The 15,659-nt window shown below is 68.1% G+C and carries 13 protein-coding genes; 11 read left to right on the top strand and 2 right to left on the bottom strand.

Annotated elements, in window-relative coordinates; all coding sequences use genetic code 11:
- Positions 1 to 1,275, bottom strand: a complete 1,275-nt coding sequence (queG, locus tag PNO31109_RS17305; protein WP_241014220.1) for a tRNA epoxyqueuosine(34) reductase QueG — start codon at positions 1,273 to 1,275, stop codon at positions 1 to 3.
- A gap of 17 nt (positions 1,276 to 1,292) precedes the next feature.
- Here queG and tsaE point away from each other — a divergent pair, with 17 nt between their 5' ends.
- Together tsaE and PNO31109_RS17295 are read left to right on the top strand one after the other, a co-directional pair.
- Positions 1,293 to 1,826, top strand: coding sequence for a tRNA (adenosine(37)-N6)-threonylcarbamoyltransferase complex ATPase subunit type 1 TsaE (tsaE, locus tag PNO31109_RS17300; RefSeq protein WP_150556700.1), 534 nt, complete (start codon positions 1,293 to 1,295; stop codon positions 1,824 to 1,826).
- Positions 1,820 to 3,274 carry an N-acetylmuramoyl-L-alanine amidase gene (locus PNO31109_RS17295; RefSeq protein WP_174966448.1) on the top strand — a complete coding sequence of 485 codons (1,455 nt, stop codon included), beginning with the start codon at positions 1,820 to 1,822 and terminating at the stop codon, positions 3,272 to 3,274. The genes tsaE and PNO31109_RS17295 overlap by 7 nt, the downstream gene beginning before the upstream one ends.
- 209 nt (positions 3,275 to 3,483) lie before the next feature.
- On the opposite strand, the gene PNO31109_RS17290 is transcribed toward PNO31109_RS17295, so the two are convergent.
- Positions 3,484 to 4,152 carry a VTT domain-containing protein gene (locus PNO31109_RS17290; protein WP_150556698.1) on the bottom strand — a complete coding sequence of 223 codons (669 nt, stop codon included), beginning with the start codon at positions 4,150 to 4,152 and terminating at the stop codon, positions 3,484 to 3,486.
- A gap of 431 nt (positions 4,153 to 4,583) precedes the next feature.
- Here PNO31109_RS17290 and mutL point away from each other — a divergent pair, with 431 nt between their 5' ends.
- From mutL to PNO31109_RS17245, 9 genes are all read left to right on the top strand, one after another.
- Complete coding sequence (gene mutL / locus PNO31109_RS17285) at positions 4,584 to 6,548, top strand: DNA mismatch repair endonuclease MutL (RefSeq protein WP_244958198.1); 1,965 nt, start codon at positions 4,584 to 4,586, stop codon at positions 6,546 to 6,548.
- 7 nt (positions 6,549 to 6,555) lie between these two features.
- Complete coding sequence (gene miaA, locus PNO31109_RS17280; protein ID WP_150556696.1) at positions 6,556 to 7,539, top strand: tRNA (adenosine(37)-N6)-dimethylallyltransferase MiaA; 984 nt, start codon at positions 6,556 to 6,558, stop codon at positions 7,537 to 7,539.
- A gap of 318 nt (positions 7,540 to 7,857) precedes the next feature.
- Positions 7,858 to 8,733 carry an ABC transporter permease gene (locus PNO31109_RS17275; protein WP_241014218.1) on the top strand — a complete coding sequence of 292 codons (876 nt, stop codon included), beginning with the start codon at positions 7,858 to 7,860 and terminating at the stop codon, positions 8,731 to 8,733.
- Between the two features lies 1 nt (position 8,734).
- Positions 8,735 to 9,787 carry an ABC transporter ATP-binding protein gene (locus PNO31109_RS17270; RefSeq protein WP_150556695.1) on the top strand — a complete coding sequence of 351 codons (1,053 nt, stop codon included), beginning with the start codon at positions 8,735 to 8,737 and terminating at the stop codon, positions 9,785 to 9,787.
- Between the two features lie 61 nt (positions 9,788 to 9,848).
- Positions 9,849 to 10,913 (top strand): extracellular solute-binding protein, encoded by a 1,065-nt coding sequence (locus tag PNO31109_RS17265; protein WP_150556694.1) that lies wholly within the window; start codon positions 9,849 to 9,851, stop codon positions 10,911 to 10,913.
- A gap of 92 nt (positions 10,914 to 11,005) precedes the next feature.
- Complete coding sequence (locus tag PNO31109_RS17260) at positions 11,006 to 11,911, top strand: ABC transporter permease (protein WP_244958196.1); 906 nt, start codon at positions 11,006 to 11,008, stop codon at positions 11,909 to 11,911.
- Positions 11,912 to 12,002: 91 nt separating this feature from the next.
- On the top strand, positions 12,003 to 13,199 hold the full coding sequence (locus tag PNO31109_RS17255; protein WP_150556693.1) for a M24 family metallopeptidase: 1,197 nt from the start codon (positions 12,003 to 12,005) through the stop codon (positions 13,197 to 13,199).
- Between the two features lie 47 nt (positions 13,200 to 13,246).
- Positions 13,247 to 14,488 (top strand): metal-dependent hydrolase family protein, encoded by a 1,242-nt coding sequence (locus PNO31109_RS17250; RefSeq protein ID WP_150556692.1) that lies wholly within the window; start codon positions 13,247 to 13,249, stop codon positions 14,486 to 14,488.
- Between the two features lie 87 nt (positions 14,489 to 14,575).
- Positions 14,576 to 15,493, top strand: coding sequence for a LysR substrate-binding domain-containing protein (locus PNO31109_RS17245; RefSeq protein WP_150556691.1), 918 nt, complete (start codon positions 14,576 to 14,578; stop codon positions 15,491 to 15,493).
- Positions 15,494 to 15,659: the final 166 nt, after the last annotated feature.

Below are 15,659 nucleotides of genomic sequence, written 5' to 3'. Positions count from 1 at the left end.
TCAAACCGTGGCTCCTTCCTGGGCTAGCGCCCATTCGACATGTTCGCGCACGAGCGCGGAAGGGTGATCGCGGCGGGCGAGCAGCGCGTTGCGCAGTTGGACCCGCGCGGCGGCGTCCGAGGTCCCGCGCAGGGCATTGCCGAGGCCGACGGCCAGATTGCGCAGCCAGCGCTCGTGCCCGATGCGGCGAATCGGACTGCCGGCAAGCCGTTCCATGAACGCCGTCTCCGTCCACGCGAACAGCTCGACCAGCGACGCACGCTCGAGTCCGTTGCGCGGCGCGAAGTCCGCCAGCGGCGAAGGCTGTGCGAACTTGTTCCAGGGGCAGAAGAGCTGGCAATCGTCGCAACCATAGATGCGGTTGCCCATCTTCGCGCGCAGCGGTTCGGGAATCGCGCCCTTGTGCTCGATGGTGAGGTACGAAATGCACAGCCGCGCGTCGACGCGAAACGCCTCGGTGATCGCGCCCGTCGGACACACGTCGCGGCACTTCCGGCATTGCCCGCAGTGCTCGCCGGGCCGCATCGCGCCCCTCTCGCCGGTCCTGCCGGCGCCATCGCCGCCACCATCGCCATCGGCGTTGATGTGCGCATCGACCGGCAGCGGCACGTCGACGAAGATTTCGCCGAGGAAAAAGAGCGAACCGGCGTCGCGCGAGAGCAGCAGCGTATGCTTGCCGCGCCAGCCAAGGCCGGCCTTTTGCGCCAGTTCGACCTCCAGCACCGGCGCGGAGTCGGTAAACACGCGATACCCGAACGGGCCGATGGCCTGCGCAATTCGCTCTGACAACTGCTGGAGCCGGTGGCGCATGACCTTGTGATAGTCGCGTCCGCGCGCGTAGATCGACACGATCGCCTCGCCGGGCTGCTTCGCCCGTTCGGCCTCGTGACGGCGCCAGCCGGCCATGTCGGTGTCGCCCGGCAGGTAATTCATGCGCGCGCTGATCACACGCACGGTGCCCGGCACCAGTTCCGCGGGCCGCGCGCGCTTCATGCCGTGCGCGGCCATGTAGTCCATCTCGCCGTGGCAGCCGTCGTCGAGCCACCGCTGCAGGCCCGCTTCGGCGTGCGAGAGGTCCGTGTCCGTGATGCCCACCGCACCGAAACCGAGCTCGTGCGCCCACTCGCGAATGCGCAAGGCGAGCGCACGCAGCCCCGCGGCATCGAGTGGCGCGGGGCTCGCGTTGTCGCGCGATGGCGACACTTCCGAGGCGCTCGGAAGCGTCGACGGCTCGACTTGTGCGGCGGTAGCGGGGAAAATCACGGAAGCTTTCATCCCCTCCATTTTACGCAATGCCCGCCATGCCCGATTCCTCGGCGCCGCCCCCGCTGGGCGAGCGCATCTTCGCGCTGCCGGACGAAGCCGCCACCGAGGCCTTCGCCGCGGCGCTCGCACGCGTCATCGTGGCGCGCATGGCGCATACCGATGCCGCGCACGCCGGACTGCACGTGCAGCTCTCGGGCGACCTCGGCGCGGGGAAAACCACGCTCGTGCGGGCGCTGCTGCGCGCGCTCGGCCACACGGGGCGCGTGAAGAGCCCTACCTACGCGCTGTGTGAACCGTACAACATCGACACACCGCACGGCGTGTTGCCGGTCTATCATTTCGACCTGTACCGCTTCGACGATCCGGCCGAATGGCACGACACGGGCTTTCGCGAGCATTTCGCGGGCGACGCCCTGTGCCTGGTCGAATGGCCCGAAAAGGCGGAAGACCTGCTGGGCACGCCCGATTTGCGCCTTTGCCTGGAACCTGTCGGCAACAGCCGCCGTCTGACGACGAGCGCCTACACGCCGGCCGGTCTTGCTTGCCTGAACTCATGCTGATCAAACGCTTCGCCCGAACCGACGACGCCTCATCGCCCAATGCCGGCCGACGCCGCGCGCTGCGTGCCGGGGCCTCCACCCTCGTGCTCGCCCTCACCGGCCCTCGCCTCGCCCGCGCCAATGCCATCGTCGCCGTGCGCGTGTGGCCGGCGCGCGACTACACGCGGGTCACCCTCGAGACCGACAACCCGGTCAAGTTTCAGCAGCAGTTGATGGAGAGCCCGAACCGCTTCGTGATCGATCTCGACGAAGTGGATCTGAGCCCTGCGCTGCGCGACCTCGTCTCCAAGATCCAGCCGAACGACCCGCAGATCATCCAGGTGCGCGTGGGCCAGTTCAAGCCCGGCGTGGTACGCATGGTGTTCGACCTGAAGGCCGGCGTGAAGCCGCAGTCGTTCACGCTGCCCCCCGTTGCGGGCTACAAGTACCGCACGGTGTTCGATCTCTACCCGGCCGTCGAACCCGATCCGCTCATGGAGCTGCTCGCCAAGTCGGGACACAAGGCCGAGGCGCTGGCGCAGAACCCGCCGCCGTCTTCTGGCGCCGGCACGCCGAGCACCGACGAGAGCGAGGCATTCTTCCAGCGCTACGCGCAGCGCGAGCCCGGTTCGCGTCCGTCGCGCCCTGGTCCGTCGGCCGGCGCTTCCACGCAGGACAAGGCGCCGCCTCTCGCGCAGCGCAAGGACGATGACGACGGCCTGCCTGCGCCGGCGCCCGCTCGCGGGCCGAAGACTGCGCGCCTGCTCACCATCGCCATCGACCCCGGCCACGGCGGGGAAGATCCGGGCGCGATCGGCAGCGCGGGCACATACGAGAAAGTGGTCGTGCTGCAAATCGCCAAGCGCCTGCGCGAGAAGATCGATGCGCAGCCCAACATGCGCGCAATGATGACCCGCGACGCGGACTTCTTCGTGCCGCTCGGCGTGCGCGTGCAGAAGGCGCGCCGCGTGGACGCCGATCTGTTCATGTCGATTCACGCCGATGCGTTCACGTCGCCGTCGGCCAACGGCGCGTCCGTGTTCGCGCTGTCCGAGCGCGGTGCCACGAGCGCCACGGCGCGCCTGCTCGAAAAGACGCAGAACGCTTCCGACCTGATCGGCGGGGTCAACATCAAGACCAATGACCGTGCCGTCGCACACGCGCTGCTCGACATGTCGACGACCGCGCAGATCCGCGACAGCAAGGTTTTTGGCACCGCGCTGCTCGCCGAGATCGGCACGGTGGCGGACCGGCTGCACAGCAAGAACGTGGAACAGGCCGCGTTCGCCGTGCTCAAGGCGCCCGACATTCCATCGGTGCTCGTGGAGACGGCGTTCATCAGCAACCCGAAGGAAGAGAGCTATCTGAACGATCCCGCCTATCAGGACCGGCTCGCCAACGCGTTGCTCAGGGGCATCAAGGCGTACTTCGCCAAGAACCCGCCCATTGCGAAAAACCGAACGGCGTGAGAAGGGCGTGAGAACGGCGCGGGAGGGCGGCGCGGTGCGCGCCGATGCCGGCGCCGCTCGCAAGAAAATGGCGCGCCCGGCCATGAACTGCCTCCCGGGCATTGGCGTCATGGCCAGCTTTTGGGAAGCGCTTCAGACGGAACGCGCCATGTTTGCTGCAGGAGTCTTTCGGAAGCGACGGCTTCGCGTCGCGCCGATCCGCAGCGGACTTACTCGCCCTGGCCTTGCGGCACGCGCCGGCGGCCGCGCGTGAGCACCTTCCACAGTGCGCCGAGGGCGATGGGCACCACCGCGGCCGAGATGCCGACCAGCACGATGATGTTCAGGTACTGCTTGACGACCGGCAGGTTGCCGAACAGATAGCCGCCGCCCACGAGCAGCACCACCCAGATCGCGGCGCCAAGCACGTTGTAGAGCTGAAAGCGCGCCCACGACATGGCCGATACACCCGCCACGAACGGCGCGAAGGTGCGCACCACCGGCACGAAGCGCGCCATCACGATCGTCTTGCCGCCGTGGTGCTCGTAGAAGTCATGGGTCTTGCGCAGCGCGTCGCGATCGAGAAAGCGCCAGTTCTTCTCGTACACGCGCGGCCCGATCTTCGAGCCGATCCAGTAATTGAGGGTGTTGCCGGTCACGGCCGCGACAAAGAGCAGCACGCCCAGCAGCCACGGGTCCATGGCGCCGGTGGCGGCAAAGGCGCCGCCGATGAACAGCAGGGAATCGCCCGGAAGGAACGGAAAGAGCACCAGCCCCGTTTCCACGAACACGATCATGAAAAGGAACAGATACACCCAGTTTCCGTACTGATCGATAAACACGCCCAGATGTTTATCGATGTGGAGCACCATCTCCAGCAACTGCACCAAAGTATCCAAGACGATTCCTCAAGATAAAGGACGCCGGCCCGTCCCCACGGGCTCGCGACGACTCGCATCATACCAGCGCGCACATCGGGCGTCGTTAAGTCCCCATGACAGTCGGCTAGCGTCGGACATGGGGAATCGAGCGCGGCAGCATTTCGCCCCCGAATGCCCTCGGATGCCCTCGGATGCCCGGAATGCCCGAACGCTCCCATGACAGGAATGCGTCGGATTCTAACGGTATTACAGGTTAAAACGTCGGTCGGCTTATGTGTTTGAGGGCAGCCTTTATAATGGTTCCCATGTCCGCGACCCCCACCTCCGCCTCCGCCTCGCCAGCCCGGGCCACCGCGCCCGCTGACGCCGCTTCGGCCGCCGCCCCTGGCGCGGCCGCCGACCTTTCTGCCGACCTTTCTGCCGACGTTCCCGAGCGCCGTCCCGGCCCCATGCCGGCGGGCCTGGCGCCGGCGCGCCCGATCCGCGTTCTCCCCGATCAGCTCATCAGCCAGATCGCCGCCGGCGAGGTGGTCGAACGTCCCGCGTCGGTAGTCAAGGAATTGCTCGAGAACGCGCTGGACGCCGGCGCGCGGGCGCTCCAGATCAAGCTGGAAGAAGGCGGCGTGCGCCGCATTGCGATCACGGACGACGGCGGCGGCATGTCCGCCGACCAGTTGCCGCTCGCGCTTACCCGGCACGCCACGAGCAAGATCCGCACGCTCGACGAACTCGAGTCGGTGCTGACACTCGGATTTCGCGGTGAAGCACTTGCCTCCATCGCCTCGGTGGCGCAGCTCACGCTCTCGAGCCGTCAGGCGGATGCCCCGCATGCCACCGCCATCGACGGCAACACCGGCGCGCTCACGCCTGCAGCCGGCCCCGTGGGCACGACCGTCGACGTGCGCGACCTGTACTTCAACACCCCGGCGCGCCGCAAATTCCTGAAGACCGAGCAAACGGAATTCGGGCACTGCATGGACGTCATTCGCCGCAGCGCGCTCGCGCGTCCGGACGTCGGCTTCTCGATCCTGCACAACAACCGCGCGGTCGAACACTGGAACGCCTCGGACGCCGCCACGCGCGTCAAGCGCGTGCTCGGCAGCGACTTCGCCGACGCGCACCTCGCGCTCGACGAAGGCGCCGGCGACCTGCGTCTGTCGGGCTTCGTTGGCCTGCCCACGGCGAGCCGCGGCCGCGCCGACCAGCAGTTCTTCTTCGTGAACGGCCGCTTCGTGCGCGACAAACTGCTCACGCACGCCGTTCGCGCCGCCTACGAGGACGTGCTTCACGGCGACCGCTATCCTGCCTACGTGCTGTACTTCGAGCTGCCGCCGCAGTTGGTGGACGTGAACGTCCATCCGTCGAAGATCGAAGTGCGCTTTCGCGACGCCCGCAGCGTTCATCAGTTCGTGTTCCACGCGGTGCAGCGTGCGCTCGCGCGTGCGGCCGGCAGCGGCGGGGCATCGCATGCCGCGCATCTGACCGATGCTGGCGGACTCGCCGCCGGGCCGGGCGCTGCGAGCCCCATGTTCGGCAGCGCGCGGTCGGCCGGCAGCGCCGGCATGCCGGGCGGCGCCAGTTGGACACCGCGCATGCAGCAAGGCACGCTGCCGGTCGCGCAGCCGCTGTCCGTCTACGACAACCTGTTCGGCCGGGCCGCACCGCCCGCGCCGCGCCCGTATGGCCAGCCGGGCGTCACGGACGTACCCGCGCCGACCTATAGCAGCGCCACTGCGCGCGACGGTTCACTGCCGGCCGACGGCATCGGCCTCGCCGGCGCAGCGGGCAGCACCGCGGCGCCGGCCGGCAGCGCCGAGGCCATGGCGCTCGATCAGCCGCTCGGCTTCGCGCTGGGGCAGTTGCACGGCATCTACATCCTTGCGCAGAACGCCCACGGCCTCGTGCTCGTCGACATGCACGCCGCACACGAGCGCATCCTCTACGAGCGCTTCAAGCAGGCCCTCGTGGCGCGCAGCGTGCCGGTGCAGCCGTTGCTCATTCCGGTGACGTTCTTCGCCGACCCGATTGAGATCGGCACCGCCGAGGAGCACCGGGAGACGCTCACCGCGCTCGGCTTCGACCTGGCCGCCATGTCGCCGACCACGCTCGCCGTGCGCGCCATTCCGGCCCTGCTCGACGGTGCGGACGTTCAGGCGCTCGCGCGCGCGGTGCTCGCCGATCTGCGCCAGTACGGCGGCTCGCGCGTGCTCACGGAACGCCAGCACGAACTGCTCGGCACGCTCGCCTGCCACACGGCCGTGCGCGCGAATCGCCGCCTCACGCACGAGGAGATGAACGCGCTGCTGCGCCAGATGGAAGCCACCGAGCGCGCCGACCAGTGCAATCACGGCCGCCCCACCTGGTACCAGCTCACGCTCGGCGACCTCGACAAGCTGTTCATGCGCGGACGTTGAGCGGTTCATGAAGGCATCTCCCCCGATCGTCTGTCTGCTGGGTCCGACGGCCTCCGGCAAGACCGCCGCGGCCCTCGCGCTCGCGCGGGACACCCCGCTCGAGATCATCAGCGTGGACTCCGCGCTCGTCTATCGCGAGATGGACATCGGCACGGCCAAGCCAAGCGCCGCCGAACTCGCCGCGGTCCCGCATCACCTGATCGACATCATCGATCCGCGCGACGCCTATTGCGCCGCGCAGTTCCGCGAGGACGCGCTGCGACTCGTCGGCGAGATCGCCGCACGCGGACGGCGCCCGCTGCTCGTCGGCGGCACGATGCTCTACTACAAGGCGCTCACGCAAGGCCTCTCGCCGCTGCCCCGCGCCGATGCGGCCGTGCGCACGCAGCTCAACGAAGATGCCGCGCGCGTAGGCTGGCCTGCCATGCACGCGCGCCTCGCGTCGGTCGATCCGGTGACGGCCGCGCGCCTCGCGCCGAACGACTCGCAACGCATCCAGCGCGCGCTGGAGATCTTCGCGCTGACGGGCAAAGCGATGTCGCAGTGGCTGGCGGAACAGGCGCCGACGCCGCAGGACGGCAATGCGCCCGCCGGAGTGGCCGCCCGAGCGCCTGCTCTAGCGCCCACTTTCGTGCCCGTCGCGCTCGAGCCGGGCGACCGCTCGGTTCTGCACGCACGCATCGCCGAGCGCTTTCGCGCCATGCTCGCGGCCGGCTTCGTCGAGGAAGTGGCGCGCCTGCGCGCGCGCGGCGATCTCGATCCCGGCTTGCCCTCCATGCGCTGCGTCGGCTATCGCCAGGTGTGGGAATACCTCGACGGCCAGACCGACTACGACACCATGCGCGACAAGGGCATCTTCGCCACGCGCCAGTTGTGCAAGCGCCAGCTCACGTGGCTGCGCTCGATGCCCGAGCGCCACGTCGTCGACTGCACCGCCCCCGACGCCCTACCACGCGCGCTCGCGACCGTGCGCGCCCTCTGGCAAGACTGAACGCCTCGCGGCCCGCCCTCCGCGGCTTCGCGGCTTCGCGGCTTCGCGGCTTCGCGGCTTCACGGCTTCGCGGGTTCGGTCGTAAGCAGGCGTTGCACCGCCCTCGCAGCCGTTCCATGCGCGGCGCGCCTGCTGCGCGCACCGAACGGCCCTCTCGCACCTTGTGCGAGGCATCGCGACGTACTGACCGGCGCCCCCGTCTCCGTTGAAACCCTGACAGCTTTCCGGTTTGCATGTCGATTTTGATATGCTAATTTGCATATCAACGTTTCGTGCAATGCAAATTTGCATCGAATCCACGATGCCGGAAGGACGCCAATGACGCAGACTTCGATGGAGCCAGGTGGGGTGGCGGGCAGCACGCTCGCGTTGCCGGCGGGTGGACCGCGCCGCGCATCCGTGGCCCGATGGGCTGTGCGCGCCGGCATCACGCTCATCTACCTGTTCATGCTCAGCCCGCTGATCTTCGTGGTGTGGCTGAGCTTCTTCAAGGACGCGATCATCACCTTCCCGCCCAGCGGCTACACGGTGTCGTGGTATCTCAACGCGTGGCGCAACGCCGCGTTCGCGGACGGTTTTCTGCTCTCGCTCAAACTCGCGGCCTTTGCCGCCATCGGCGGCGTGATCCTCGGCGTGGCGGCCTCGCTCGCGCTCGCGCGCTATCGCTTCCCGGGCCGTCGCACGCTCGGCAACGTGTTGCTGCTGCCGCTCGTCGTGCCGGGCATCGTGGCGGGCATTGCCACTTATCTCTTTTATCTGCGCGCCGAGAACTTTCTGGACGCGGACATCGTCGGCACCTTCGGCGGCCTCGTGGTCGCACATGTTTGCCTGACCATTCCGTGGACGATGCGGCTCGTCGGCGCCAGCCTGGCGCAGATCGACGGCACCATCGAGGAGGCCGCGCGCAACCTCGGCGCGGGGCCGTGGCGCACGCTATGGCGCGTAACGCTGCCAATGCTGCGTCCGGCCATCGTCGCGGCGGTGCTGTTCAGCTTCATCGTATCGTTCGAGAACCTCGAGCTCACGCTGCCGCTGGTCGGCCCGGGCAAGACCACGCTGCCCATCGCGATCATGCAGTACCTCGAATTCAATCTCGATCCCACGATCGCGGCCGTCTCCGCCGCGCAGATCGTGCTGCTCGGCATCGTCATGCTGATCACCGATCGCTTCGTCAAACTCAGCCAGGTGATCTGACATGGCCAACGTTTCGCTTCGCGGGCTGCGCAAGCAGTACGGCAATGCCGCCGCCGTCGCCGACTTCTCGCTGGAGATCGCCGAAGGCGAGCTCGTCGCCTTTCTCGGCCCGAGCGGCTGCGGCAAGACCACGACGCTGCGCATGGTGGCGGGCTTCGTCGAGCCCACGGCGGGCGAGATCTGGATCGGCGGCAGGGAAGTCTCGCGCCTGCCGCCGCATCGCCGCAACACCGGCATGGTGTTCCAGCGCTACGCGTTGTTTCCGCACATGACCGTGGCCGAGAACGTGGCGTTCGGGCTCGAGATGCGGCGCCTATCGGGCGCCGAGCGCGACACGCGCATTCGCGAAGCGCTCGACATGGTGCGCCTGTCCGCACTCGCCGGGCGCTACCCGCGCCAGCTCTCGGGCGGCCAGCAGCAACGCGTGGCGATCGCGCGCGCGCTCGCCATCCGGCCCGATGTGTTTCTGCTCGACGAACCGCTCTCGAATCTCGACGCCAAGCTGCGCACCGAAGTGCGCGAGGAAATCCGCGCGCTGCAGCGCCGGCTCGGCCTGACCACGATCTTCGTCACGCACGATCAGGAGGAAGCGCTCGCCATCGCCGACCGGCTCGCCGTGATGCACGACGGCCGTGTGCAGCAGATCGGCACCGCAGACGCGCTCTACGAACGTCCGGCCAATCCGTTTGTCGCGAACTTCCTCGGCAAGATGAATTTCCTCGCCGGTCAGGTGCATGACGGCCATTTCATCACCGCGAAAGGCGAGCGCCTGGCCCTGGCCGGCGCGGGCGCGGACGCGACCACGCTCGGCATTCGTCCCGAACGCCTGCGGCTGGCCGATGCGCCCGCCGGCAATGAAACCGCCTTGCCCGTGACGGTGGATCAGACGATCTATCTCGGCGCCACGCTCGAGCTTCGGCTCAAGAGCGCACACGGTGAGACGCTCGTCGCGCACGTCCCGAACATCGCGCGCGACGACACGAGCCGCTACGCCCCCGGGCGCGCGCTCAAGGCCTGCTTCGCGAGCAGCGACTGCCTGTTCTTCAACGCCTGACGATCACTCGCAACCCGTATCACCCGCACACGATTCCGCCCACGTTTCGAAGGATGACGACATGACGCACGCCCTGAACCGCCGCACGTTCCTGAAGACCGCCTCCGGGCTGGTGATCGCCCCCGCGCTCGGCCTCGACGCGCTTAGCGCACACGCTGGCGCGGCGTGTCCGAACGTGGTCGTCGGCACCTGGGGCGGCGACTATCTGAATCTGCTCGAGCAGAACATCGGCAAGCCGATCATCGAAGCCGCCGGCGGCAAGGTGACATACGATTCGGCCGGACAGGTCGATCGCATGACCAAGCTGCGCGCCGAAAAGACGTCGCGGCGCGGCTCGATGGACGTGGCGTGCCTGGCCGATCTGGACATGTACGACATCAACCGCTCCGGCATACTCGAGCCGGTCGACACCAAGCTCGTACCGAATCTCGCCAACACGCTCGAAGCGCTGCGCCGGCCGTATTCGATACCGCACATCTTCAGCGCCATGGTGATCGTCTACAACCCCGAAAAACTCGGCACGAAGCCCGATTCGTTCACGGCTGCGCTCGACCCCAGGCTCAAGGGCAAGGTTGGCTTCTCCGACATCCTCTACAACTTCAACGTGGTGAGCAGCTCGCTCGCCGCCGGCCACAAGGACGGCAATACGGCCGGCGGCGTGCAGTTCCTGCGCGAGTTGCGCAAGACGCAGCAGCCCAAGGTGTATCCGTCGAACGAGGCGGTCGCCTCGGCGCTCAAGAGCGGCGACATCTGGTTCACCTGCATGTGGAAAGCGCGCGCCCTGCAATGGAAGAAGGCCGGTGTGCCGATCGACTACGTGGTGCCCAAGGAAGGCGCGGTGCCCGTCACGTTCGAAGCGGCGGTGCCGAAGAACTCGCAATCGAAGACCTGCGGCTTCAATTACCTCGACGCGATGCTCGACCCGCGCGCGCAAATCGGTTTCGCCGAGACGATGGGCTACGCGCCGACGGTGAAAAACGCCAACCTGCCGCCGTCGCTGCAGCAGAGCGTGGGATTTACCGGCGCCGAACTCGATCGCATGGTCAAGCTCGATTACGCACGCTTCACCGCGGACAAGCCCGCGCTGCTCGACTTCTGGAACAAGGAATTCAAGGTGGGCCTGTGAGCGCCGCCCCGCCCGATTCGGGCGCCCCCCTCGGAGGGTCCCACGAAGCGCCCCACGAAGCGCCCCACGAAGCGCGACTCGACAGCCCGCTCGTGAACTCGTCGCCCACGGCCACCCGCGCCACAGGGCTCGCGCGGACGGTGCGCGGCGCGTTCACAGGCGGCTCTCTCGTTGCACCGGCCACCCTCGTCGTGCTGCTCGTGATCGTCCTGCCCGGCCTGCAACTGATTCGCTACAGCTTCAATCGCTTCGATCCCGTCGAGATGATGAGCGCGGCGACCACTGGCGCGAACTACGTCAAGTTCTTCACCGATCCCTATTACCTGACGGTGCTCTGGACGACGATCAAGGTCGCCTCGCTGTGCACGGCGCTCGCGCTCGTGTTCGGCTTTCCCGTCGCCTACGTGCTCGCGCGCACGCAAAGCCGCTTCAAGAGCCTGCTTGTGATGCTGCTGGTGTTTCCGCTGCTCGTGGGCAACGTCGTGCGCGCGGCGGGCTGGATGGTCATGCTCGGCAACGCGGGCTTCGTCAATTCGCTGCTCGTCTCGCTGGGGATCGTGGCCGAGCCGGTACGCCTGCTGTACACGCCGTTTGCCGTGGTCGTCGGCACCACCGCGGTGGTACTGCCGTACATGATCCTCACGCTGCAAAGCGTGCTCGAGGGCATGGATTTCTCGGTCGAGGAAGCGGCGCGCAACCTCGGCGCGACGTTCCGGCAAACGCTCACGCGCGTGATCCTGCCGATGGCCGCCCCCGGCATCGCCGCGGGCACCATGCTCGTCTTCATCCTGTGCATGAACGCCTACGCCACGCCCGTGCTGCTCGGCGGCACCGGCATCACGATGATGACGCCCGCGATCTACGACCAGATCGCCAAGGCGAACAACTGGCCGTTCGGCGCGGTGCTCTCCATCGTGTCGATGGTCGTGACGTTCGCCCTCGCCATCGCCTCGCACTGGCTCATCCAGCGCCGTTACGCGAAGACCATGATGACCTGATCGCCCCGATCGACCCGCCCGGTCACAGCGATCCGGCCGCAGTGGTCCGATCGCCCCGACACCGCCGACATCTCGCACAAAGGACTCCGCCATGCCGACCCTCTCTCACGCCACCCGTCAATACCGGCAACGCCTGATGCACGACCTGATGGACCGGGCGCGCGTCGATGCGCTCGTGTTTACCGCCGCCGATTTCTTCCAGTGGGCGACCAACTTCCACGTCGACGTGCAGACCTGGGAGCGCCCCATCGCCGTTTGCGTGCCGCGCAACGGCGAGCCTTTCGCGGTGATGAACGAGCTGTCCACGCACCATCTGATGATGGCGCGCGAGCGCGGCCACCTCTGGCTCGAGCTCGATCGCGTCGCGCTCTATGCCGAGCACCCGCGCGTGACCGAACGCCTGCCGCTGCTCGCCGAAGTCCCGGCGCTCATCGCCGAGCGCCTGCGGGCGGCGGGGCTTGGCGCCTCGCGCATCGGCGTCGACGCCGCGGGCGGGCCGCTCGCGCGCGCCGCCGCGTCGATGCCCGACGCGAAGCTCGTCCCGATGCTCGCCGACATGCGCGCGCTGCGCTGGGTCAAGCACGAGGAAGAGATCGCCATCATGCAGGCGGCCTCGGCGCTCGCCGACTGGGTGCAGGAGCGTTATCGCGAGAACATCCGTCCGGGACGTCTGGTGCAGGAGCTCGACTACTCGATGGCCGCGCTGATGGTCACCGAAGGCGCCAAACGCTTTCCCGGCGAGAACCTGGAAGTCATGCGCTGCTGGACGCTCTCGGGCCCCGCCTCGGCTTCGCCGCACGGCGACGGCGCGTCGTGCGGCGCGCGCATCAACGCCGGCGACGGTCTCGTCAACATCGTGATCCCGCGCCTGAACGGCCTCGTGATCGAAAACGAGCGCACATGGTTCTGCGGCAAGCCCTCGAGCGAGCAGGCGCGCTTCTATGAAGTCGCGCGCGCCGCCAACGAGGCCGCCGTGGGCGCCGCCATCACCGGCCGGCCGGTCTCGGGCATCGACGCCGCCGCGCAGGCCGTGATCGAGAAGGCCGGCTGCGGCGCGTACATCCGTCACCGGACCGGGCACGGCATGGGCATCATCGGCCACGAGTACCCCGACGACATGGCGTTCAGCCATCGTCCGCTGCTCGCCAACGAAGTCTATTCGGCCGAGCCGGGCATCTACGTCTACGGACTGGGCGGCTTCCGTCTCGACGACTCGGTCGTCACGGGCGACACGCCGCGCGTGCTCACCCGCACGCCGCGCACGCTCGCGCACGCCACCATCGACTGAGCGCGCCGCGCAACGAAAAAAATCATCACCACTCGGGAGGAAAAGTCATGGAGTCGATCCTGCTGTCGAATTGCGCGCTGCTCGACCCGATCGAGGGCGTGCTGCGCGAAGACCACGCCGTGCTGATCGAAAACGGTCGCATCAAGGAAGTCTCGGACAGGCCGATCCGCACCGCGTCGGCCCGCGAGATCGACGCGCGCGGGCGCACCGTCATGCCCGGTCTCATCGATCTGCACGTGCACGTGCATGCCACGCAGCTCAACCTGTCGGCGCAGGCGCATCTGCCGAACGTGCTCGTCACGCTCAAATCGGTGCCGATCCTGCAGGGCATGCTGCGACGCGGCTTCACCACGGTGCGCGACGCCGGCGGCGCGGGGCATGCCATCAAGCAGGCCGTCGAGAGCGGCCTTGCACAAGGTCCGCGCCTGTTCGTGTCGGGCCGCGCCATCAGCCAGACCGGCGGACACGGCGACGGCCGCGCGCGCACCGACTACATCGGCACCGACGGGCCGTGCCCGTGCTGCGTGCGCGTCGGCGCCCTCTCGCGCGTGGCGGACGGCGTTGACGAAGTGCGCCGCGCCGTGCGCGAGGAACTGCAAATGGGCGCCGATCAGATCAAGATCATGGCCTCTGGCGGCGTGGCCTCGCCGACCGATCCCGTGGGCGCGTGGGGCTATTCGGAAGACGAGATCCGCGCGATCGTCGCCGAGGCGCGCGCGCGCGGCACCTACGTGCTCGCGCATGCCTATACGGCGCCGGCCATCGAGCGCGCGGTGCGCTGCGGCGTGCGCACCATCGAGCACGGCAACCTCGTCGACGCGCCGACCGCGCGCTACATGGCCGAACAAGGCGCTTACGCCGTGCCGACGCTCGTGACCTACGACGCCCTCGCGAGCGAAGGCAAGTCGCTCGGCCTGCCCGAGGATAGCGTCGCGAAGATTGCCGACGTGCATGCGGCCGGCCTGCGCTCGCTCGAGATCTTCCGCGAGGCCGGCGTGAAGATGGGGTACGGCTCGGACCTGCTGGGCGAGTCGCAGCGGCTGCAGAGCGACGAATTCCGGCTGCGCGCCGAAGTGCTGACGCCCGCCGAGATCCTGCGCAGTGCAACGGTCATCGGCGCGGAGGTGCTCGGCCAGGCAGGGCAGCTCGGCCAGATCGTGCCCGGCGCGCATGCCGACGTGCTCGTCGTCGACGGCAATCCGCTGAAGTCGCTCGACTGCCTGCTCGGCCAGGGAGAGCGCATTCCCGTGGTCATGAAGGGCGGTAAAATCCACGCTTTCGCGCTGTAAGGCAGGCGCGGCAGGCGGCCTGCCTCGCAAGCCGCCCGCGAGACTTTCGCGGCGCATCGAACCCGCCAACCCTTCCGTGGAGAACCGATGGATTTCCGGCACATCGACGCCTTTCGGGCGCTGATGCTCACGCGCACGACCACCAAGGCGGCCCAGGTGCTCGGCACGTCGCAGTCGGCGGTGAGTCGCCTCATCGCCGATCTCGAACGCTCGACGCGCCTCACGCTGTTCGATCGCGCGCGCGGCCGTCTGGAGCCGACGGCCGAGGCGTTTGCGCTCTTCGAGGAAGTGGAGCGCCGCTACGCCGGGCTCGACAACATCCGCGAGTTCGCGCTCAACCTGCGCAATCCCGATAAGGCCGTCATCCGCGTGGGCTCGGTGGTGTCGTTCGGGCTGGGCTTCTTCGCGCGTGTGATGGCCGGCTACCGCGCGTTGCATCCGAGCGTGCAGCTCGCGCTGACGACCGGCGCGTCGGACCTGATCCGCGATCAGGTGGTCACGCATCAACTGGCGCTGGGACTCGTGACCGACACCATCGACGTGGCGGCCACCGACGCCGTCTCGTTCGCCAAGCTCGACGCCATCTGCGCGCTGCCGGCCGGCCATCCGCTCGCGCGCAAGAAGGTCGTGCGCCTGGCCGACCTGCAGGATCAGCCGATCCTGTCATACGAGCCGACCGACATGGTGCGCTGGGGCATGGACCGCCTGTTCGCCGAAGGCAATCTGCATCGACAGGTGGTGGCCACCGCGCGCTACTCGATCAACATCGGCACGATGGTCAAGGAGAACGTGGGCATCGGCCTGCTGCACCCGGTCTCGGCTTACGACTTTCTCGACTCGAATCTCGTGCTGCGACGGTTCGAGCCGTCCATGCCCTTTCACACGCTGCGCGTGACGCCTCGCGCGGCGGCGCCCAGCGCACAGCTCGACGATCTCGTGCGTGTCATGGAAGCCACGCTCGACGACGTCATGCGGGCCGTGCAGGCGCGGATGAAGCGGGCGTGAGGCGCGGGTGGTGGGTGGTGCGGGTGTGGTGGTGTGGCGCCGCCTGCGGCCTGGTCGGCATGCGCGCTCGGGAGGCCGTGGCTCGCTCCGATAAAAGCGCAAGCCCGTCAGGGGGGCCCTGACGGGCTTCGGTCGCGCGCACCCGGCGGCGCGCATGTTGCAAATG

Origin of the sequence: Pandoraea nosoerga (assembly GCF_902459585.1) — a bacterium.
Classification (GTDB): Bacteria; Pseudomonadota; Gammaproteobacteria; order Burkholderiales; family Burkholderiaceae; genus Pandoraea; species Pandoraea nosoerga.
Note: the sequence above shows the minus strand (reverse complement) of the source record. Positions and strands in the feature narration are given on the sequence as shown.

Excerpts from the sequence above, each read along its gene's own strand:
- queG (WP_241014220.1), bottom strand. The coding sequence starts at position 1,275 with ATGAAAGCTTCCGTGATTTTCCCCGCTACCGCCGCACAAGTCGAGCCG.
- tsaE (WP_150556700.1), top strand. The coding sequence starts at position 1,293 with ATGCCCGCCATGCCCGATTCCTCGGCGCCGCCCCCGCTGGGCGAGCGC.
- PNO31109_RS17295 (WP_174966448.1), top strand. The coding sequence starts at position 1,820 with ATGCTGATCAAACGCTTCGCCCGAACCGACGACGCCTCATCGCCCAAT.
- mutL (WP_244958198.1), top strand. The coding sequence starts at position 4,584 with ATGCCGGCGGGCCTGGCGCCGGCGCGCCCGATCCGCGTTCTCCCCGAT.
- miaA (WP_150556696.1), top strand. The coding sequence starts at position 6,556 with ATGAAGGCATCTCCCCCGATCGTCTGTCTGCTGGGTCCGACGGCCTCC.
- PNO31109_RS17275 (WP_241014218.1), top strand. The coding sequence starts at position 7,858 with ATGACGCAGACTTCGATGGAGCCAGGTGGGGTGGCGGGCAGCACGCTC.
- PNO31109_RS17270 (WP_150556695.1), top strand. The coding sequence starts at position 8,735 with ATGGCCAACGTTTCGCTTCGCGGGCTGCGCAAGCAGTACGGCAATGCC.
- PNO31109_RS17265 (WP_150556694.1), top strand. The coding sequence starts at position 9,849 with ATGACGCACGCCCTGAACCGCCGCACGTTCCTGAAGACCGCCTCCGGG.
- PNO31109_RS17255 (WP_150556693.1), top strand. The coding sequence starts at position 12,003 with ATGCCGACCCTCTCTCACGCCACCCGTCAATACCGGCAACGCCTGATG.
- PNO31109_RS17250 (WP_150556692.1), top strand. The coding sequence starts at position 13,247 with ATGGAGTCGATCCTGCTGTCGAATTGCGCGCTGCTCGACCCGATCGAG.
- PNO31109_RS17245 (WP_150556691.1), top strand. The coding sequence starts at position 14,576 with ATGGATTTCCGGCACATCGACGCCTTTCGGGCGCTGATGCTCACGCGC.